Below are 20,556 nucleotides of genomic sequence, written 5' to 3'. Positions count from 1 at the left end.
ATCGACCCGTCACGCGCGGTGTCAGTTCGCGAATGCGCTCCTTGAACGCCTTGATTGCCTTGTCGGCAACCCGTCTCTTGACCACCCGCCCTGGTGCTTTGAAGAAAGCATAGCCGAGGAATTTGCGACCGAAGACGGTGGCAACGGCGCTCTTGGTCTCGTTCACCTTAAGGCGAAGTCGGCCATAGAGACGCCGCAGCAGAGCCATCACCCGCTTGCCCGCCCGCTGTGACCGCACGTAGACGTTACAGTCGTCGGCATAGCGGCAGAAGGCATGGCCCCGCTGTTCAAGTTCCTTGTCCACCTCATCCAGCAACACATTGGCCAGAAGCGGCGACAGCGGCCCACCCTGCGGCGTGCCTCGGGTCCGCTTGAGGACCACACCCCCATCAACAATGTCGGCGTTCAGATAGGCCCGTACCAAGCGGATCACGCCGGGATTGGGGATTTTCTTGCGCAGACGGTCGATCAGGATGTCATGGTCAACCCGGTCGAAGAATTTCTCCAGGTCAACGTCCACGACAACCCGCCGTCCGGACTGCACGAACGATTGCGCCGCCAGGACGGCATCGTGTGCACTCCTTCCAGGACGGAAGCCGTAGCTGTGCTGACTAAAAGTCGGATCAAGAATAGACTGGAGGACTTGCAGGAGCGCCTGTTGGATCAGACGGTCCAGCACCGTGGGGATGCCAAGCTCGCGCTCGCCGCCCCCTGGCTTCGGGATCATCACATATCCGGTTCTTGTCCATCGGCCCGCAGGTTCGATCCACGCTTCCTCCCCACGGTTGGTCACCCTTCCGCAGTTGCACTTCACTTCGCTCGCTGTGACCAGCTTACGGTGGGACTTCCACCCACAAGAATGCGCCCATGCTGGGCGCACAACAAAAAAAGCCGTCGCCTAGGTCAGGCGACGGGCTTTCGTTCAATCCCTACGGAAAATCTTAGACGCCGCTCTGGCCGTCGGAGCCGATATAGGCGATGCGCAGCATGTTGGTGGCACCAGGTGTCCCGAGCGGCACGCCGGCCGAGATAATGATGCGGTCGCCCGGCTTGCCGAAGCCTTCATCGGCTACTATGCGGCAGGCACGGTTGACCATGTCGTCAAGGTCGGTCGCGTCATGCGTGACGACGCAGTGCAGGCCCCACACGATGGCAAGGCGGCGAGCCGTCTGGATGACAGGCGACAGCGCCAGGATCGGCACCTGCGGGCGCTCGCGCGAGGCGCGCAAGCCGGTTGTGCCTGACGAGGTATAACAGACGATGGCCGACAGGCGCAGCGTCTCGGCGATCTGCCGGGCCGCGAGCGAAATCGCGTCGGCGCCGGTTGCCTCCGGCTGCGCACGCTGCGCGTAGATAATACCAGGATAGTGCGGCTCGCGCTCGATGGCGCTGGCGATCGAGGCCATCGTCGAGACCGCTTCGACCGGGTAGTCACCCGAAGCGGATTCCGCCGATAGCATCACCGCATCGGCGCCTTCGAAGACGGCCGTGGCGACGTCGGACACCTCGGCGCGGGTCGGAACCGGCGCGGAGATCATCGATTCCAGCATCTGCGTCGCGACGACTACCGGCTTGCCCGAACGGCGGCAGGCGCGGATCAATTGCTTCTGGATGCCCGGCACGGATTCGAGCGGCATTTCGACGCCGAGGTCACCACGGGCGACCATGAGCGCGTCGGACAGCTCGATGATTTCCTCGATGCGCTCGATCGCCTGCGGCTTTTCGATCTTCGACATGATGCCGACACGGCCGCGCGCGATCTTGCGCACTTCAGCCAGATCTTCCGGGCGCTGCACGAAGGAGAGCGCGACCCAGTCGACATCGTCGGTTTCGAGAACAGCTGCGAGGTCGGTGCGGTCCTTGTCGGTCAGAACCCCGACGGTGAGCAGCGTGTCGGGAAGGCTGACGCCCTTGCGGTCGGAAATCTTCGTGCCGGAAATGACCGTCGTGACGATGCTCTTGCCGTCGCACTTTTCAGCGCGCAGGGCGAGCTTGCCGTCGTCGATCAGCAGGCGGTGACCGGGCTGCACCGATTCCAGAATTTCCGGATGCGGCAGGAACACGCGGGTGGCGTCGCCGGGAATGTCCTTGTTGTCGAGCGTGAAGGTGTCGCCCGGCTTCAGGTCGACCTTGCCTTCGGCGAACTTGCCGACGCGCAGCTTCGGGCCCTGCAGGTCGGCAAGGATGCCGATCGGACGGCCGGAGCGCGCTTCGACGGCGCGGATACGCTTGATCAGCGTGCGCATCACGTCATGGCTGGCGTGGCTCATGTTGATGCGAAAGACGTCGGCACCGGCCTGGTGCAGCTTCTCGATCATCGATTCCTCGGACGAGGCGGGTCCGAGGGTGGCGAGGATTTTAACTTTGCGGTTGCGCTTCATTGATTCGGGCTTTCTTGGGTGCCTGGGGTATCGGAAAGTTGAACCATCCAGCTGCCCTGGCGGCCCGTGTCATATTCCTTGAACCCCATCTTTTGATAGCCACGGGCGTAGCAATCATTGACTCCCGTGATCTTGAACTCGTTTTCCGCCACGCACATCTGCACGTCACCCGTCCATCGGCCTCCCCGGGCAGCGTCTTCGGCGTAGAGATAATAGTATCGGGACTGCAACTCCCCCTCGATCAGCGTCGCACAGGTCGTCGCCGGCACTTGCCACCAGCCTTCCGTCATCCAGCCATCCTTGGCTCGATATCCGATCGCCACGCCCACCAGATTCTGCGTTCCGTTGCACACACGGAAATCCGCGCGGGCCACATCGGCAATGAAGAACGGCGAGAACGCCGCAAGGACAAAAAGGGCAAAACGGGCAAGCGGCCCGGAACGCGTAAGGAAACTTGGCGCGGTCTGGATCAACACGACTTCCAATTGGCTCCCGGTTATTCGATGTTTGTGCTTTCTTGCGCTGCCTCCCGGCGAATGTCAACGCAATGCTAATCGATTATATCCTAGATGACCGACCGTACTTCGGCCGGGCCGCAGCCTTTGCTTGCCAAGCGCGCTTGAACCCATCGGTGACGCGTGCGATCAAAGACGGCCCCGTAAACTGCGATCGACATTTCATCCATGAGCACTTTCAAATCATTTGAACTACTAGCCGGCGATCATGACAAAGGCATGGTGCTGCTCGGCGATCACGCGATGAATCGACTGCCGGAGCGCTATGGACGACTTGGCTTGCCGGACAATGCCTTCGAGCGCCACATCGCCTATGACATCGGCATCGAGGGACTTGTCAGGAACCTGTCGACGAGGCTCCGAGTGCCCGCCGTCCTGGGCGGCTTTTCGCGGTTGCTGATCGACCCGAACCGGGGCGAAGACGACCCCACGCTGATCATGAAGATATCGGACGGCGCGATCGTGCCGGGCAACCATCCGATCACCGTGGAGGAGTGGAATTACCGGATCGAAACGTTCCACCGGCCCTATCACAATGCCGTCAGCGAAACGATCGACAGAGTCGCCAACAAGACCGGGAGTGCGCCGCTCGTTCTCTCGCTTCATTCCTACACGCCGGTCTGGAAACACTTTCCCCGCCCCTGGCACGCAGCCGTCCTGTGGGATACCGACAAGCGCGCAGTCGCCCCCTTGCTTGATTTGTTGCGCAGCGATCCCGATCTCGTGGTCGGTGACAACGAGCCTTACGACGGCGCGCTGAAGGGCGATACAATGTATCGACATTGCATGCTGACCGGCATTCCGCACGCGCTGCTCGAGGTACGCCAGGATCTGATCGGCGACGAGCCGGGTATTGCTGCGTGGGCGGACCGTCTCGCACCGATCTTCGAGACCATGAATGCCGATCCGGCACTGCACGAGTACAACGTGCATGTGTCGCGCACCGGTCCGTACGAATAAAGGAGACCGAGATGGCCGCCCTGACGAGACAACAACAGACCGAATTCGAGGCTGCGGCTTTTCGTCGCCTCGTGGAGCACCTGCGCGAGCGCAGCGATGTCCAGAACATCGATTTGATGAACCTTGCGGGCTTCTGCCGCAACTGCCTGTCCAACTGGTACCGCGAAGCAGCCGAGACGGACGGAGTTCCGCTCTCCAAAGACGAATCGCGCGAAATCGTCTACGGCATGCCGTATGACGATTGGAAGAACCTCCACCAGAACGACGCCTCGGCGGAGCAAAAAGCAGCGTTTGAGCTGAACAAGCCGCACAAATAATTCCTGTGCGGCTCGAATCGGCTTGACCCCGGACACGCTTCGCGGCAGTCAACGCCATCCGAATTTTCCCACCCCCAATCAGGAGAACACGATGTCTGATGCTCATGGCGTCGCCCGCGATCAGCTTCGCGCCTTTGTGGAGCGCATTGAACGCCTGGAAGAAGAAAAGAAGACCATCGCCGACGACATCAAGGACGTCTACGGCGAAGCCAAGGGCATGGGCTTCGATACCAAGATCCTCAAGAAGGTCGTTGCGCTGCGCAAAAAGGACGAGCAGGAACGTATGGAAGAGGACGCAATCCTCGACACCTATCTGCATGCACTCGGCATGATCGAAGCTCCGCCGGAAGGCTGATCGTTTCGCGCCTTACCTTCAAAGCCGCCGACATTCTCGGCGGCTATTTTGTTTGCGATTGGGTCGGGCAGAACTTATCTGCCGGCTTCCTTGGCCGCCTTCTCGATCACGTCAGCAACCTTTTTCGGCTGCGAGGCGAAGACCGCGTGACTGGACTTGATCTCGGTGACCACGCTGCCGGCACGCTTTGCCATGGTCCGCTCCAGTTCGGGGTTGATGGAGCGATCCTCGGTCGCCACGATGGACCAGCTCTTTTTCGTCCGCCAGGCAGGTTCCCCGACTTTGGTGCCAAAGACCTCTTTCGCAGCAAAGACCTGTGACTGCGCCACGAAGGCTGCTTCGGCCTTAGGCAGGTCGGCGGCAAAATCGGCGTGAAAGACGCTTGGATCGAGATAGAGATACTTGCCGTCCTTGGTTTCCTTGATGCCCTTTCCGGCCGGAGGCTTTGAGGCCGCAAGAGTAGCTACACTTTCGCCCTTGTCAGGCTGGAAGGCCGCCACATAGACAAGTCCCTCGACATGCGGGTTCCGGCCGGCTTCCGTAATGACCATGCCGCCATAGCTATGCCCGACCAGTAGCGTCGGCCCATCCTGCAGGTCCAGCACGCGGTTCGCCGCAGCGACGTCGTCGGCGAGCGAGGTCAAAGGTTCCTGTACGACCGTAACGTGAAAGCCGCGCCGCTCCAGGATTTCGGTGGCCTGGCGCCAGCCGGATCCGTCGGCGAAGGCGCCGTGAACAATGACGATGTTCTTGATGTCAGCGGCCTGGGACGCAAAGGCGATGACGCTGGTGGCGAGTGCCAGTGCGAAGGTGGAAACGATACGGCGGTTCATGCGGTCGCTCCTTTAATCTATGGGATGCCGGGCTTGAAATGGTCGGGAGGCGCGGCTGAGGTTGAAAACGTGGGTAATCTGGTCTGCGCGACGTATCGCTGATATGTCAGGCTCCATCGCGATATGTAACGCAGTGTAGGAAGCTCAACCCTGTGCAAATTTGCGTGGGAACGCTGCGCCCGCCGCCCTCGCCAATGCTCATAGAATAAGCATTGAAACAAATTGCTTGATTTTGAGGCGTCGTTCGCGCATTCAATGCCGCACAAGGGACTTCGACCTTGGCCTCAGAGATCATAGGGCAAGACAACCGCAGCATGGCACCTTTCGCGATATCAATGCCGACGCTATCTCATCTGACGCAAATCCCTGACGACCGGCGGTAGACCCCGTGGCCAACCGCTCTTCCAAGCCTGGTGACCTCAACGTGCTCGTCATCGACGAGAACAGCATCCGCGCGTCGATCATCGATGTTGGCCTGCGGGAGGCAGGCTACGACAACGTCACGATCATCGACGACATGAACGGCCTCGCGAGGCGTATCACGGAGATCAACCCCGACGTCATCGTCATCGACCTCGAGAACCCGAACCGCGACATGCTGGAAAGCATCTTCCAGATTTCCCGCGCGGTTAAGCGCCCCATTGCAATGTTCGTTGACCAGTCGGACGAGGCCTCCATCGAGGCCGCCGTCGAGGCCGGCGTCTCCGCCTATATCGTCGACGGTCTGAAGCAGGAGCGTGTCCGCCCGATCCTCAAGATGGCGATCAGCCGTTTCAATGCCTTCTCGCGCCTGAACCGCGAGTTGGAGGAAACGCGCGGCGAACTGGAAAACCGCAAGCTGATCGACCGCGCGAAGGGATTTCTGATGCGATCCCGTGGACTGAGCGAAGATGAGGCCTATGCGCTCATGCGGCGAACGGCCATGAACCAGAATAGAAAAATCGTCGAGATTGCCCAAAGCCTGATCACGGCTGCGAGCCTTCTGGATCCGGGAACCGACGCATGACGAGCACACATCAGATCACCGCCGGCTTTCTGCCGCTTCTCGACAGCGCAATTCTGGTCGCCGCCAAGGAGAAGGGCTTTGCAGCGGAACAGGACATCGAGCTGAGGCTCGTGCGTGAACGCTCATGGGCGACGATTCGCGACCGGCTTGCGGTCAGCCATTTCGACGTGGCGCATATTCTCGGCCCCATGCCGATCGCCTGCAATCTCGGACTGACCGCGCCGGCGCCGCGTATGATCGTGCCGATGGCGCTTGGACTTGGCGGCAATGCCGTGACTGTCTCCGCCGACGTCTGGAGCGAGATGGCCGCATGCGGTGCCTCGCCCGATCTCGACGCCCACGCGAGCGGCCTTGCCCTGCGGCGCGTCATTGATAACAGGAACGGCGAGCGTCTGCGCTTCGGCGTCGTCCACCCCTATTCAGGTCATAACTACGAGCTGCGCTACTGGCTCTCCGCAAGCGGCATCGATCCCGACAAGGATGTGGAGATCGGCGTCCTGCCTCCGCCCGATATGGCGGACGCGCTGACATCAGGCCTCATCGACGGCTACTGCGCCGGCGAGCCATGGAACACACTCGGCGTGCTCCATAACCGCGCGCATCTGGCGACGGTGAAGGCCGCCATCTGGAAATCGAGCCCTGAAAAGGTGCTTGGCGTCAACAGCCGCTGGGCCGACGGGCATCCGGAAGCGCTCGCGGCCCTCCTGCGGGCGCTTTACACGGCCTCCCGCTGGTGCGCCGACATCCGCAATCACGAGGAGCTTGCCAAGCTGCTCGCGAAGCCCGCCTATGTCGATCGGCCTTTGGAAAGTCTGCTACCCGCATTGACCGGTCTGCTGCACATTGGCGGGAAGGAGACGCTGAGCATCAAGGACTTCTTTGTCCCCAATGCCAAGGCAGCGACGTTCCCTTGGAAGAGCCACGCCTTGTGGTTCTACACGCAGATGGTTCGCTGGGGGCACATCCGGCATACCGCAGAAAACCAGCAGATCGCCAACGACACCTACAGGCCCGATATTTACCGAAGCGCCTTGAAGGCGCTTGATGTCTCGATGCCGGCGGCGAGTTCGAAGGTGGAGGGTGCGCTCAAGGTCGAGACGCCCGTCGGCTCGAGCGGCGCGCTAACCCTTGGGCCGGACGGCTTCTTCGACGGCGGCCTGTTCGATCCCGATGACGTCGACAGCTATATCGCGAGCCAAGCTCGCCGCTGAGCACGTGCTTATTTTATACGCATTGCACAAATTTTAGAGTGATTGTTGCACGTGCGTTGACACCGAGGACGTTCGCGGGATCTCCGCGACCAACGATTTTCATTCAAAACCAATAGCTTACTAAAACTGGCACGGCCCTTGCTTTGTTATAAGCAGGCCAACAGGCCAAGAATTCCGCGTCCAACGACGGGCGCCCACAGCAAAGCCGCTGATCAGGATATCTCGCGCACGTCTAGTGAAAGCGCGCCCTGACCAGCGGCTTTTTGTTTTTAACCCCTAGCGATGGATAGGCACGACCTTGTCGGGCCCCGGAGAAGCCATGTCTGTTATCAGGAACACGCAGTCCATGTCCGCCGGCGAACCAGCCAAAGCATTGTGGATGTCCACGATTGCCTTCACCCTCTGTTTTGCCGTCTGGACGATCTTCGCGATCATCGGCATCCGCATCAAACAGGATCTCGGCCTGAACGAAGCCGAGTTCGGATTGCTGGTCGGCACGCCCGTTCTGACCGGTTCGCTTGTCCGTATCGTCCTTGGCATCTGGACCGGCCGTTATGGCGGCCGCCTCGTCTACACGCTCACCATGTTGGCTGCTGCCCTGGCGACCTTCCTCCTCTCCTATGCCCAGACCTACACGCAGATGCTGATCGCCGGCCTCGGCGTCGGCCTTGCCGGCGGCTCCTTCGCAGTCGGCGTCGCCTATGTCTCGCCCTTCTTCCCGCCTCAAAAGCAGGGAACGGCGCTCGGCATCTTCGGTGCCGGCAACGTCGGCGCCGCAGTGACCAAATTCGCGGCACCCTTCGTCTTGATCGCCTGGGGCTGGCAGGCGGTTGCTCAGATCTGGGCGGTCGGCCTGGCATTAATGGCAATCGTCTTCTGGTTCACCACAACGGATGATCCAGCCTTCCGCCTTCGCCGCGAGGGCAAGGTTGCCTCCAAGAGCCTGGCACAGGAATTCGCGCCGCTGAAAAACGTCCAGGTCTGGCGTTTCTCCCTCTACTACTTCTTCGCCTTCGGCGGTTTCGTTGCCCTGTCGCTGTGGCTGCCCCGCTATCTGGTCGGTGTTTACGGCTTCAATCTAGCAACTGCAGGCATGGTCGCAGCCGCTTATTCCATTCCGGGCAGCATCTTTCGTGCATTCGGCGGTGTTGTCTCCGACAAGAAGGGCGCCCGCAGCGTGATGTATGTGATGTTCGCCGTCGCAGCTGTCGCGACACTCATCCTGTCACTCCCGGCTGCCGGCGCAAGCGCAACGGTCGGCATCACGCCTGCGGTCTTCATCGTCGTCATCTTCGCTCTCGGCTTCGTCATGAGCCTCGGCAAGGCCGCCGTCTACAAGCACATCCCGGCCTACTACCCTGAAAGCGTCGGCGCCGTTGGCGGCATCGTCGGCATGATGGGCGGCCTTGGCGGCTTCATCCTGCCGATCGCCTTCGGCTTTCTCAAGGATATGACCGGCCTCTGGTCGAGCTGCTTCATGCTGCTCTTTGCGATCGTGATCATTTCGCTGGTCTGGATGCACCTGTCGGTCAAGCAACTCGACCGCCGTGGCCTCTCCGCCCAAGCCGTCGCTGCCACCTGATCTGAGGACCTGAAACCATGACTGAGAAGCTTGTCATCATCGGCAACGGCATGGCGCCCGGGCGCATGCTCGAGCACCTGTTCGAAAGGACGCCGGGCCAATATCAGGTCACGATCTTCAACGCCGAGCCGCGCGTCAACTACGACCGCATCATGCTCTCGCCGGTTCTGTCCGGCGAAAAGGACTACGAAGAGATCATCATCCACGGCGATGGATGGTACATCAAGCACGGCATCACCCTCTACAAGGGCCACAAGATCATCAAGATCGACCGTGCGGCCAAGACGGTCACGTCGGATCACGGCGTCACGGAAAGCTACGACAAGCTGGTGATCGCCACCGGCTCCGTGCCCTTCATCATTCCCGTGCCCGGCAAGGATCTGCCCGGCGTCATCACCTATCGCGACCTCGACGACGTGCAGGCGATGCTGCTCGCCGCCCAGTCTCGCGAGAAAGCGATCGTCATCGGCGGCGGCCTGCTCGGCCTTGAAGCGGCGGCCGGCCTTGCCTCTCGCGGCATGGACGTCACTGTCCTGCATGTCATGCCGACACTGATGGAGCGCCAGCTCGATCCTGCTGCCGGCTATCTCCTGCAGAAGGCAGTGGAAGAGCGAGGCATCAAGGTCATCTGCAAGGCCAATACCAAGGCCATCATCGGTAACGGCAAGGTCGAGGGCATCGAGCTCGACGACGGCCGTATCATTCCGGCGACCCTCGTCGTCATGGCGGTCGGCATCCGCCCGAGCGTTGGGCTCGCCAAGGACGCCGGCATTGCCGTCAACCGCGGCATCGTCGTCGATGACGGCATGCTGACCTCGGACGGCAGCATCATGGCGCTCGGCGAATGCGCCGAAGTCGGCGGCATGGTCTACGGCCTTGTCGCTCCGCTTTACGAGATGGCCCGCGTCGCCGCCTCGCATCTATCCGGCGACCGTTCCGCTGCCTTCGTGCATTCCGACACGCCGACCAAGCTCAAAGTGACAGGCATCGAGCTCTTCTCGCTCGGTGACTTCGCCGATGGCGACGACCGAGAGGAAATCGTGCTGCGCGACGCCTCAGCCGGCGTCTATAAGCGCCTCGTGTTGAAGGACAACAGGATCATCGGCACCGTGCTCTACGGCGAAACCGCCGACGGCGCCTGGTTCAACGATCTGAAAAAGAAACAGACCGATATCAAGGAAATGCGCGAAACGCTGATCTTTGGTCAGGCCTACCAGGGAGGGTCGCCGCTGGACCCTATGGCGGCCGTTGCAGCCTTGCCGGATGACGCGGAAATCTGTGGCTGCAACGGCGTATGCAAGGGCAAGATCACGTCGACGATCACGTCCAAAGGCCTGACGTCACTGGACGACGTGCGCGCCCACACCAAGGCGTCCGCCTCCTGCGGCTCCTGCACCGGCCTCGTTGAAAAGCTGATGACGCTGACGCTTGGCGACAGCTACAACCCGGCCGCCGTCACGCCGATGTGCACCTGCACCGAACTCAGCCATGACGACGTCCGCCGCCTCATCAAGGCCAAGGGTCTGAAGAGCATCCCTGCCGTCATGCAGGAGCTCGAATGGAAGACGTCGTGCGGTTGCGCCAAGTGTCGCCCGGCTCTCAACTACTACCTCGTCTGCGACTGGCCGGACGAATATGCCGACGACTACCAGTCGCGCTTCATCAACGAACGCGTCCACGCCAACATCCAGAAGGACGGCACCTATTCCGTCGTTCCGCGCATGTGGGGCGGCGTGACGAACTCCAACGAACTGCGCGCCATCGCTGATGTCGTCGACAAGTTCGAAATCCCGATGGTGAAGGTGACGGGCGGCCAGCGCATCGACCTGCTCGGCATCGAGAAGGAAGACCTGCCGGCTGTCTGGGCCGATCTCGGCAAGGCAGGATTTGTTTCCGGACAGGCCTATGCCAAGGGCCTGCGCACGGTGAAGACCTGCGTCGGCTCCGATTGGTGCCGCTTCGGCACGCAGGACTCCACCGGCCTCGGTATCCGCATCGAGAAGTTCATGTGGGGCTCCTGGACGCCGGCGAAGCTGAAGCTCGCCGTCTCCGGCTGCCCGCGCAACTGCGCCGAAGCGACCTGCAAGGATATAGGCGTCATCTGCGTCGACTCGGGTTTCGAGATCCACTTCGCCGGCGCCGCCGGCCTCGACATCAAGGGCACGGAGGTCCTCGGCCTCGTCAGGACCGAGGACGAGGCGCTGGAGCATATCGTGGCGCTGACACAGATGTATCGCGAGCAGGCCCGCTATCTCGAGCGCATCTACAAGTGGGCAAAGCGCGTCGGCTTGGAGGAAATACGCCGCCAGATCATGGGCGACGCCGACAAGCGCGAGGCTTACTACGATCGCTTCGTCTTCTCCCAGAAATTCGCCCAGGTCGATCCCTGGTCGGAGCGCGTCTCCGGCAAGGACAAGCATGAGTTCAAGCCGATGGCGACCATCGGTTACCCGCAGGCCGCTGAGTAAGGAGATTGATATGAACTGGATTTCAATCGGCGACATCTCCGACATTCCGCTGCGGGGCGCTCGCTGCGTGAAGACACCCCAGGGAAAGATCGCCGTCTTCCGAACGGCCGAAAACGAGGTCTTCGCCATCGAGGACCACTGCCCGCACAAGGGCGGGCCGCTCTCCCAGGGCATCGTCCATGCCAAGGCAGTCACCTGCCCGTTGCACAACTGGGTGATCTCGCTCGAAACCGGCAAGGCGCTCGGCGCCGATGAGGGCGAAGTGCGGACCATTCCCGTCCGCAACGAGGACGGCGCCCTCTACATCGCGCTTGAAAGCCTGATGATGGCAGCCGAATGATGCAGAAAGAGGTCAAGACAACCTGTCCCTATTGCGGTGTCGGCTGCGGCGTCATCGCCAAGCTCGCGGAAGACGGCAAGGTGTCCGTCAAGGGCGACCCGGACCATCCCTCCAACTTCGGGCGGCTGTGCTCGAAGGGCTCGGCGCTCGGAGAAACCGTCGATCTCGACGGGCGCATCCTCCATCCGGAAATTGCGGGGGAGCGGGCGGAATGGGGACAGGCGCTTGACCTCGTCGCGCAACGATTTTCCGATGCCATCGCCGAGCACGGCCCCGATTCCGTTGCTTTCTATGTGTCCGGCCAGCTGCTGACCGAGGACTACTATATCGCCAACAAGCTGATGAAGGGCTTCATCGGTTCGGCCAACATCGACACCAATTCGCGGCTCTGTATGTCGTCCTCCGTCGCCGGTCACCGCCGCGCCTTCGGCTCGGACACAGTGCCGGGCACCTACGAAGACATCGAGCTTGCCGATCTGGTGATCCTCACCGGCTCGAACCTCGCCTGGTGCCACCCGGTCATCTACCAGCGGCTGGCGGCGGCCAAGGCCGCGCGCCCCGGCATGAAGGTCGTCGTCATCGATCCGCGGCGGACGATGACATCAGATATCGCCGACCTGCATCTCGCCATCCGCCCGGACAGCGATGTTGCCCTTTTCGTCGGCCTTTTCGAACACCTGATCGCAAGCAACGCCATCGACCAGAACTACGTCGCCGAACATACCAACGGCTTTGCGGAGGCCTTTACGGCTGCCACAGGCGTCTCCTTCAACGAGGTGCTTGATATGACCGGCCTGCCGGCCATGCAGCTTCGCGAATTCTACCGCCTCTTTGCCACGACCGAGAAGGTCGTCACCTGCTACAGCCAGGGCGTCAACCAGTCCTCATCTGGCACCGACAAGGTCAACGCCATCATCAACTGTCATCTCGCCACCGGCCGCATCGGCCGGCCGGGCATGGGCCCGTTCTCGCTCACCGGCCAGCCGAATGCGATGGGTGGTCGCGAAGTCGGTGGGCTTGCCAACATGCTTGCCGCCCACATGGCCATCGAAAATGCCGAGGACCGCGACCGTGTCCAGCGCTTCTGGAATGCGCCGGCCATTGCGCAAAAGCCGGGCCTGAAGGCCGTCGACATGTTCAGGGCTGTCGCCGACGGCCGCATCAAGGCGCTCTGGATCATGGCGACCAACCCGGTTGTTTCCATGCCGGATGCCGACGCCGTCGAGGCCGCCATCAAGGCTTGTCCCTTCGTCGTGGTCTCCGATGTCCTGAAAAGCACAGACACCGCCCGTCACGCCCATGTCCTTCTGCCCTCGCTCGGCTGGGGTGAGAAGAGCGGCACTGTCACCAACTCCGAGCGCCGCATCTCCCGCCAGCGCCCCTTCCTCGATGCACCGGGAGAGGCCCGCGCCGACTGGTGGCAGCTTGCCGAAGTGGCGCGTCGCATGGATTTTGCCCAAGCCTTCGACTTCAGCTCCAATGCCGAAATCTTCGACGAGCACGCCGCTCTCTCCGCCTTCGAGAACAACGGCCGTCGCGACTTTGATATCGGCGCATACGTCGGCTTGAACCGTCAGTCGTACGACGAACTCCCCCCTTTCCAGTGGCCACAGCCCGCAGGCCACAACGCGACCGAGACCCGCTTCTTCGCCAAGGGCGGCTTCTACCACGCCGACGGCAAGGCACGTTTCATCGCCGTCGAACCGGTCGCCTCGGATCGCACCAGCGCCGACTATCCCTTCACACTGAACACCGGCCGTATCCGCGACCAGTGGCACACGATGACCCGGACGGGCAAAAGTGCGCGGCTCTCCTCGCACATCGCCGAGCCCTTCGCAGAGCTTCATCCGCGCGACGCCATCGAGATCCGCGTCGGCAATGCCGGCCTCGTCGAAATCGAAAGCCCTCACGGCAAAGCCCTGGTTCGCGCCCTGATCACCGAGCGCCAGGCGCGCGGCAGCATTTTCGTACCGATGCACTGGAACGATCAGTTCGCCGCGAAGGCACGCATCGACGCCGTCGTCGCACCCTTGACCGACGCAATCTCCGGCCAGCCGGCATCGAAGAATGGTGCGGTTGCTGCTCGACGCTTCAAAGCGGCGCGCTACGGCTTTGCCGTTTCCGCAGCCAAGCCTGATCACCTCGATGCCGCCTATTGGGCGCTGGCAAAGGCCGAAGGCGGCTGGCGAGTGGAGCTCGCCTTCGACCGGCCGGTCGAGGACTGGTGCACGTGGTGCCGCAGCACCTTCGCTATTCCCGAGGGCGTCGAGCCGCTTGGTTACGCCGACCAGCAATCCGGCGATCTGAGGCTTGCCTTCTTTGGCGGCCAGCGACTGCTTGCCGCCTTGTTCCTGGCGCGCGAACCGGTGGCTGTTGCGCGCAACTGGGCGATCTCGCAGCTCACCGCCGAGCACACCAATCTGCGCAAGCGCTTCGCTCTCGTTGCCGGTCGCCCGGGCGCAGACAAGCCCGATCCGGGTGCCACCGTCTGCTCCTGCTTCGGCGTCGGCGTCAACCAGATCGTCGCCGCTGTACGCGGCGGCTGCCACAGCGTCGAAGCCGTCGGCAAGGAACTCAATGCCGGAACCAACTGCGGCTCGTGCCGCGCCGAAATCAGGGGGATCATCGATGGATGTCTTGCAGCAGCCGCGGAATGAAGCACCCGCCCGCATGGAACCGCTTGCCAAGCTGCCGGTGTTCTGGGCACTTGAATCCAAGCGCGTGATCGTCGCCGGCGGATCCGATGCCGCCGCCTGGAAAGCCGAGCTTCTCGCTGCCTGCGGCGCGGAGGTGCATGTCTACGCCGACGCGGTTTCCGACACTTTCGAGAACCTGATCTCGCGCGGCGCCGAGCATCCTCGGGGCAGTTTCGTCCGTCACTGCCATGGCTGGAATGAAACCATCTTCGCCGGCGCGGCCATCGCCATCGCCGACTGTGAGGAAGAGGACGAGGCGAAAGCCTTCTTCGACGCCGCCCGCATGGCCGGCGTCCCAGTCAACGTCATAGACAAGCCTGCCTTCTGCCAGTTCCAGTTCGGCTCCATCGTCAACCGCTCACCCGTCGTCGTCTCGATCTCGACGGATGGCGCCGCCCCGATCCTCGCCCAGGCGATCCGGCGTCGCATCGAGACATTGCTGCCTTGGACACTGAAGGGTTGGGCTGAACTCGCTCAGACATTGCGCGACCGGGTCAATGAACGACTGACTCCCGGCCCGCTCCGCCGCGCCTTTTGGGAGCGATTTGTCGATCGCGCCTTTTCAAGTTCGGATACGCCGGAGGAGGGCGTCGGCGGGCTGCTTCTCGAGGAGGCCGACAGGCTTCGGGAAGCGCCCGCCCACTCCTCGCGCGGTCGCGTGACGCTGGTCGGCGCCGGCCCGGGTGATGCGGAGCTTCTGACGTTGAAGGCCGTCCGCGCCCTGCAAGCCGCAGACGTGATCCTCTTCGACGACCTGGTTTCTTCAGAGGTTCTGGAGCTTGCCCGGCGAGAAGCCAAGCGCATGTTGGTTGGCAAGCGCGGTGGCCGCACAAGCTGCCGCCAGGAAGACATCAACGCCATGATGGTGAAGCTCGCCAAATCAGGCAAGCGGGTCGTACGACTGAAGTCCGGCGATCCGATGATCTTCGGCCGCGCCGGCGAAGAGATTGCCCATCTCGATCGCGAAAACATCCCCGTCGATGTCATCCCCGGCATAACAGCCGCAAGCGCCATGGCCTCCCGCCTCGGGATTTCGCTGACGCATCGCAACCATGCCCAATCCGTCCGCTTCATCACCGGCCATTCTCGTCATGGCGGCCTGCCGATCGATGTCGACTGGGCCGCTGTCGCCGATCGCCACACCACAGCTGTCTTCTACATGGGTGGCAGGACGGCACCGCTCATCGCCGACCGGTTGATCGAGGAAGGCCTGCCGCCGGAAACGCCGGCCATCATCATCAGCGACGTGAGCCGTTCGACCGAACGTGACTGGAGCGGCACGCTCGCAACCATCCCTGAGGGAATTGCGGCGATCGGCTACGACAATCCGGTACTGATTGCGGTCGGCAGTGCGCTTGCAGCACGCCTGAACGTTCGCGACACGAACGGTTTCGACGGTGATCATCGTTTGGTCATGGGTGCGCGCTGATGCAACTCCACAAGATCGCCCCCGCCCTCCTCGTTCTTGCCATTGCCTTGAGCTGGCCGCGCTTCAGCAGCATCTTTCGCGGCGAAACACAGGCCGCGGTGGCAACTGCGCCGCTGACCATGATCGCCAGCGCCGTCAGCCTTTCCGCTCTCGGATTGGCCTTCGCCGGCAACGGACCATGGCTCGGCATGCTGATCGCGGCGCTAGGCCTGCTTCTCGGCTGGACGATGCGCACGCCGGCGCCGCCGTTTGCCATCTCGCTTTCCGCGCTTAGTCTAGCCGCATACCTGCAGTTCGGACCGCCCACTCTCTTCTAGCCGCCATTCAGGCCGCGATCCGCGCCGTCCGTTCCGGCAGCATGTGGGCCGTGGCGCTTAGCAGGTCCGTCTGCGAGATGAGCCCGACGACATGGCCGGTGGGATCGACGATGACAACGGCGTGGGTGCGCCCGTCCGTCAAGACGGGCAACAGACTGACGGCCGGCGCATCTGGAGGAGCGGTTGCCGCCGTCACGATATGGCCGGCAACCTGCTCGGCCTGCATCAATTCGCGCAGCCCGACCGTGCCGATCAATCGCCCAGTGCCATCCTTAACGGGCAGCGTGCGGATGTTGTGCTTCAAAAGCAGCGCGCGCGCATCCTCCGCCGTGGCATTCTCCCCGACCGCAATCACATCACGCGACATGATATCGGCGCAGCTGACGGTGCCATGGGAACGAACGGCAGCCTCTACCTCGACCTGCCGCAGCAAGCGGCTCAAGTCACCACGATCGATATCGAACGTTTCCTCGAACTTCGCCAGCGCCGCATCGACGTCTTCCTCGCGGAAGCCTATCCGTGTCACGGACGGCGGATCGATCGTCTGATGCGTATTGACCGGCGCCGGCACGGCGACGTGCGGATAGTTTCGCCGTCCCAGTTTATGGAAAACAATGCCGAGCGCCACCAGGATGCAGGAATTCAGCGCCACCGGCACAAAGGGGAAAAGCAGCCCCCAGCTCGCTACCGCCGGGCCGCCCAGCACGGCGGTCAGCGCCGCGGCGCCACCCGGCGGGTGCAGGCAGCGGGTGAACGACATGGCGCCGATCGCCAACGAGACGCCGACGCCGATCGCGATGATCGGTTCGTGAATGAAGTGTGCGGCGAGAATGCCCATCATGGCGGAGATCGTGTTGCCACCAATGATCGACCAGGGCTGTGCCAGCGGACTTGCCGGCACGGCGAAAAGCAGCACGGCCGAAGCCCCCATCGGCGCGACGATTAGCGGCAGGTGCGGGCCCTGGCCGAAAAAGTAGCCACAGACCATGCCTGTCAGCGCGATCGCAATCAGCGCGCCAAGGCAGGCAAGCATGCGCTCACGCAGCGTGGCGCCGGCGAGGATCGGCGAAAACAAGCGGCGGCCGAGGGCCTTGGGAGTGCTGGAATCTGACATGACGAACCGACAGTTTGTGAAACGAAGCGTGCGGGTTGCAAGAAGGTTGCGCGCAGAGGTCAGCCGCTTGGAGGTGAGAGGCCGTCCCTGCCCCTCGAGGCAATGAGGACATCGTGAAAAGCCTCGAACGCGTCCGATCGGTCACCCTTGCGGCGAACGAGAAAGGTCTCCACTGCGCCAATATCGCGGGTGACGATATCGGCGGGCCAGCGCAGAAGGTCGTAGACGGAGCGCGGCATGACGCCGAAGGCGTTGCCGGCGACAATGCTGGCGAGGATCGCATGATAGGAGCCGAGCTCGAGCGTGCGCGGCGAAGCGGCGTCCTCAGCCCACTCCTCGGCCATGCGCCGATAGGTGCAGCCTGGTTCCATCACGGCGAGCGTCCCGACACGCAGATCGGCTGCGGCTTTCACCTCGGGATGCTTCGGCGGAAGGACGAGGATCAGATCCTCGAGATAGATCCGCCGCGCTTCAAACCGGCCGAGGTCGAGATCGGCATAGCGCGTCTCGTCCAGCGACGTCTGCGGCGGCCGCGCGATCAACGCGCAATCCAGCTCTTCGGCGAGCACGCTCTGCATGAGCTCCCGTGTCGCCCCCATCGTCAATTGCAGGGAAACGTCGGGCCACAGCGACCCGAACCGCCTGATGACCTCGGGGAGTCGGCTCGCGGCCGTGCTTTCCATCGTTCCGACGCGCATCACGCCCGATGCAGCCAGCGGCCGCACGGCCTGCTTTGCTTCCACGGCCAGATCGGCAAGACGTGTCGCATAGGATAGAAAGATCGTGCCTTCGCGCGTCAACGACATCTTTTTGCCGTCTCGAGAAAACAGCGCCACCCCAAGATCCTCTTCGAGCTGCTGGACGCGCGTCGTGACGTTCGACGGCACACGCCCCACTGCGGCCGCCGCCTTCGTGACGCTGGAATGCGCCGCGACTGCCTTGAAGATTTCAATTGACGACAGATCCATATATTCGCTCGAAAAGAATACGGGAGGCGCTTTATTCTCTAAATGGAAACGAAAATCAACCGCTCTTTCTGGGATGTGACCGCGTTGCCCGATTTTTCCGCCCTGGCCCGGAAAACAAAAGAGCCGCCGGATTGCTCCGACGGCTCTTCGAAATTCTTGTTCTGTCCGACTTAGTTCGAGTCGAACTTCCGCACTTCCATGAAGTTGACCGCAGTGCCGCTGAAGCGGCCCGGATCGATGGAGGCTGTCTTCGTGAAGCCCTCCGCATAGACCGCGGTCGGCTGGGCACGAAGCGTCTGGCTGACGAAGCGAGGCGCCTTGACCGGCTTGGTGACCATTTCCATGCGGGCATTGGTGAGCGCCCACTGCGAGATGATCTTCTGCGTCAGCTTCGGCTCGGTGCGAACCGTTGCGCGGCTGGCGTCGGCCTCTGCCGCCTCATGCTTCGTCGGGCGGCCGCCCTTGGTCGGCAGGCCCTGCGACAGTCCATTCGCATCGGTCGGCTTCGGTGCATCGAACGCATCGCCGAAGCTTGCGGACTTCGTCGCCGGCACCAGAGCGGCAAGCTGCAATTGCGGCCTTTCGCCCGGAACCTTTTGCGGCATTGCCGCGTTAATAGCCTGCTCGACGCTCGTGACCGGCGCCTGGTTGGATGCGACTTGACGATCGCCATCAACATTTTGCTGGTCGAGGGCATCGGCAACGGCCGGAGAAAGCGTATCTTCCTGGTCCACCATGTCGTCCTCAGCTTCGGCATCGGCACTCGCCGCGGCCAGAAGCTTTTCGGCAAGCGCCGGTCGTTCACCCGGCGTCGGAACCGCTGCGAGATTCCCCGTCATCGCAGATGGATCAGCCGAGGCGACTTCCGCGTCTCCTGGAGAGCGGCGCGGTCCGAGTAGGGAAGGAACCGGTACGCTGTAGGCGCTGAGATCCGCGAACTGCTGCTGACCTTGCTCGGTCACAGCGGAAAGGGCTTGCTGCGCTGCATTTCCGGATTGCGGAGCGACGAGGGCGCTGGCCATCTCGCTACCGCCTGGCTGATTGGCGAACGCCGGACGCACCTGCGGAATCGGCGCGTTTACACTTGCGACTTCAGTAGCCTGCGCGGGCACTTGCTCGCCGGGATTGGCGGCGTTCGGCATGTTAGCCGCTGGCGGCGTCGCCTTCGCGACCGCCACTGCTGCGCTGCTATCATCATCGGAGCTGTCTTCGGCCTCGTCGGCGCCGCCTCCAAACAGGGCTGCAAACAGCGTCTTATGCTTTGGCTGATCGCCGACCGACGAGCCCGAATAGGCGCCGGAGCTTGCCATCTGCACCTGCGTCGAGCTCACGCGACGCTTGTAATCGGCCACCGCCTGCTCGTAGCCCGGCAGCGGACGGCCATCCGATGGGATGTGCATCGTGTTGCCGTTGGGGAAGAGCCGGACCAGTTCTTCGCGGCTCATGCGCGGCCAGGCGCGGACGCCGCCGACGTCCATGTGGACGAAGGGAGAGCCGGATTTCGGATAGAATCCAACGCCGCCGACCTGCATTTTCATGCCGATGCCGCGCAAAGTGGCCAGTTTGACGTCGGGAATGAAGAAATCCATCGCCTTGCCAAGCATATGCTGGCTCTTCTCGGCGACGCCGGAATTGCGCGAACGCGACTTCAGCATGGCGTTGGTGGCCGGAGAACGGAAGCCGCAGACGACGTTGATGTAGTCGCGCGAGCCGCTCTGACGGTAGACTTCCCAGATGAGGTCGAAAAGGCGCGGGTCCATGTTCGTCGGCTGGTTCTTACGCCAGTCGCGAAGGAACCGGTTCAGTTGCTGGAGACCCTTCGGGTCAAACCGGCCGTTGCGCTTGTAGGTGATGACGGCTTTTTCGCCGGTATGGACGAAATAGAGTTTGAGACTACGCGTTTCGCCTGCCGCCTCGGAAGGCGAACTGACTAGAACAGGCGACGAAACGGCGAGTGCGAGAAGGGCGGCCATAGCCGTCCTAAACACCTTTCCGCAAAGGCCCGTGGACCTTGTGCGCCAGTTCAAGCGCGAAGGTCTCGTATTCCGATTCAGATCCGGCAAC

The 20,556-nt window shown here is 62.4% G+C and carries 18 protein-coding genes; 11 read left to right on the top strand and 7 right to left on the bottom strand.

Translation table 11 applies throughout. The features are described from left to right. The 3 genes from IB248_RS21135 to IB248_RS21125 form a co-directional block, all read right to left on the bottom strand. A partial coding sequence (locus tag IB248_RS21135) for a reverse transcriptase domain-containing protein (RefSeq protein WP_246779278.1) occupies positions 1 to 727 on the bottom strand: 727 nt, incomplete at its 3' end. A gap of 214 nt (positions 728 to 941) precedes the next feature. Continuing rightward, a complete protein-coding gene (gene pyk, locus IB248_RS21130) occupies positions 942 to 2,381 on the bottom strand; it encodes a pyruvate kinase (protein WP_018860297.1) in 1,440 nt (479 codons plus the stop codon). Further along, positions 2,378 to 2,866 (bottom strand): DUF1036 domain-containing protein, encoded by a 489-nt coding sequence (locus IB248_RS21125; RefSeq protein WP_025658050.1) that lies wholly within the window; start codon positions 2,864 to 2,866, stop codon positions 2,378 to 2,380. The genes pyk and IB248_RS21125 overlap by 4 nt, the downstream gene beginning before the upstream one ends. A gap of 198 nt (positions 2,867 to 3,064) precedes the next feature. Here IB248_RS21125 and IB248_RS21120 point away from each other — a divergent pair, with 198 nt between their 5' ends. The 3 genes from IB248_RS21120 to IB248_RS21110 all read left to right on the top strand — a co-directional run bounded on the left by IB248_RS21120 (position 3,065) and on the right by IB248_RS21110 (position 4,528). After that, positions 3,065 to 3,856, top strand: coding sequence for an N-formylglutamate amidohydrolase (locus IB248_RS21120; RefSeq protein ID WP_025658049.1), 792 nt, complete (start codon positions 3,065 to 3,067; stop codon positions 3,854 to 3,856). Positions 3,857 to 3,867: 11 nt separating this feature from the next. Further along, positions 3,868 to 4,173 (top strand): DUF1244 domain-containing protein, encoded by a 306-nt coding sequence (locus IB248_RS21115; protein ID WP_018860293.1) that lies wholly within the window; start codon positions 3,868 to 3,870, stop codon positions 4,171 to 4,173. Between the two features lie 91 nt (positions 4,174 to 4,264). Beyond that, positions 4,265 to 4,528, top strand: a complete 264-nt coding sequence (locus IB248_RS21110) for a DUF2312 domain-containing protein (protein ID WP_007527482.1) — start codon at positions 4,265 to 4,267, stop codon at positions 4,526 to 4,528. A 74-nt stretch (positions 4,529 to 4,602) separates the two neighbouring features. Here the strand turns inward: IB248_RS21110 and IB248_RS21105 are convergent, their stop codons facing one another. After that, positions 4,603 to 5,361 carry an alpha/beta hydrolase gene (locus tag IB248_RS21105; protein WP_169682292.1) on the bottom strand — a complete coding sequence of 253 codons (759 nt, stop codon included), beginning with the start codon at positions 5,359 to 5,361 and terminating at the stop codon, positions 4,603 to 4,605. A gap of 388 nt (positions 5,362 to 5,749) precedes the next feature. Between IB248_RS21105 and IB248_RS21100 the strand changes: the two genes are divergently transcribed. From IB248_RS21100 to IB248_RS21065, 8 genes are all read left to right on the top strand, one after another. Continuing rightward, positions 5,750 to 6,367 carry an ANTAR domain-containing response regulator gene (locus IB248_RS21100; RefSeq protein ID WP_169682294.1) on the top strand — a complete coding sequence of 206 codons (618 nt, stop codon included), beginning with the start codon at positions 5,750 to 5,752 and terminating at the stop codon, positions 6,365 to 6,367. Beyond that, positions 6,364 to 7,578 carry a CmpA/NrtA family ABC transporter substrate-binding protein gene (locus IB248_RS21095; RefSeq protein WP_169682296.1) on the top strand — a complete coding sequence of 405 codons (1,215 nt, stop codon included), beginning with the start codon at positions 6,364 to 6,366 and terminating at the stop codon, positions 7,576 to 7,578. Before IB248_RS21100 ends, IB248_RS21095 begins: the two co-directional genes overlap by 4 nt. A 319-nt stretch (positions 7,579 to 7,897) precedes the next feature. Next, on the top strand, positions 7,898 to 9,160 hold the full coding sequence (locus IB248_RS21090; RefSeq protein ID WP_025658044.1) for a nitrate/nitrite transporter: 1,263 nt from the start codon (positions 7,898 to 7,900) through the stop codon (positions 9,158 to 9,160). Between the two features lie 17 nt (positions 9,161 to 9,177). Then, on the top strand, positions 9,178 to 11,628 hold the full coding sequence (gene nirB / locus IB248_RS21085; RefSeq protein WP_018860288.1) for a nitrite reductase large subunit NirB: 2,451 nt from the start codon (positions 9,178 to 9,180) through the stop codon (positions 11,626 to 11,628). A gap of 10 nt (positions 11,629 to 11,638) precedes the next feature. Continuing rightward, positions 11,639 to 11,968 carry a nitrite reductase small subunit NirD gene (gene nirD, locus IB248_RS21080; RefSeq protein WP_018860287.1) on the top strand — a complete coding sequence of 110 codons (330 nt, stop codon included), beginning with the start codon at positions 11,639 to 11,641 and terminating at the stop codon, positions 11,966 to 11,968. Then, positions 11,968 to 14,625: a nitrate reductase gene (locus tag IB248_RS21075; RefSeq protein ID WP_192241596.1), complete on the top strand. Its 2,658-nt coding sequence runs from the start codon at positions 11,968 to 11,970 to the stop codon at positions 14,623 to 14,625. Before nirD ends, IB248_RS21075 begins: the two co-directional genes overlap by 1 nt. Further along, positions 14,597 to 16,093: a siroheme synthase CysG gene (gene cysG, locus IB248_RS21070; protein ID WP_113471947.1), complete on the top strand. Its 1,497-nt coding sequence runs from the start codon at positions 14,597 to 14,599 to the stop codon at positions 16,091 to 16,093. Before IB248_RS21075 ends, cysG begins: the two co-directional genes overlap by 29 nt. After that, a complete protein-coding gene (locus IB248_RS21065; RefSeq protein ID WP_113471946.1) occupies positions 16,093 to 16,410 on the top strand; it encodes a hypothetical protein in 318 nt (105 codons plus the stop codon). Before cysG ends, IB248_RS21065 begins: the two co-directional genes overlap by 1 nt. Before the next feature lie 7 nt (positions 16,411 to 16,417). On the opposite strand, the gene IB248_RS21060 is transcribed toward IB248_RS21065, so the two are convergent. From IB248_RS21060 to IB248_RS21050, 3 genes are all read right to left on the bottom strand, one after another. After that, the gene (locus IB248_RS21060) at positions 16,418 to 17,524 is read right to left on the bottom strand and encodes an HPP family protein (protein WP_192241595.1); all 1,107 of its coding nucleotides are present in this window, start codon (positions 17,522 to 17,524) and stop codon (positions 16,418 to 16,420) included. A 59-nt stretch (positions 17,525 to 17,583) separates the two neighbouring features. Next, entirely contained in the window at positions 17,584 to 18,492 is a 909-nt protein-coding gene (locus IB248_RS21055) for a LysR substrate-binding domain-containing protein (RefSeq protein ID WP_192241594.1), read from the bottom strand. A 170-nt stretch (positions 18,493 to 18,662) separates the two neighbouring features. Further along, the gene (locus IB248_RS21050) at positions 18,663 to 20,555 is read right to left on the bottom strand and encodes a DUF882 domain-containing protein (RefSeq protein WP_192241593.1); all 1,893 of its coding nucleotides are present in this window, start codon (positions 20,553 to 20,555) and stop codon (positions 18,663 to 18,665) included. Between the last annotated feature and the right edge of the window lies 1 nt (position 20,556).

Origin of the sequence: Rhizobium sp. RHZ01 (genome assembly GCF_014851595.1) — a bacterium.
Classification (GTDB): domain Bacteria; phylum Pseudomonadota; class Alphaproteobacteria; order Rhizobiales; family Rhizobiaceae; genus Rhizobium; species Rhizobium altiplani.
Note: the sequence above shows the minus strand (reverse complement) of the source record. Positions and strands in the feature narration are given on the sequence as shown.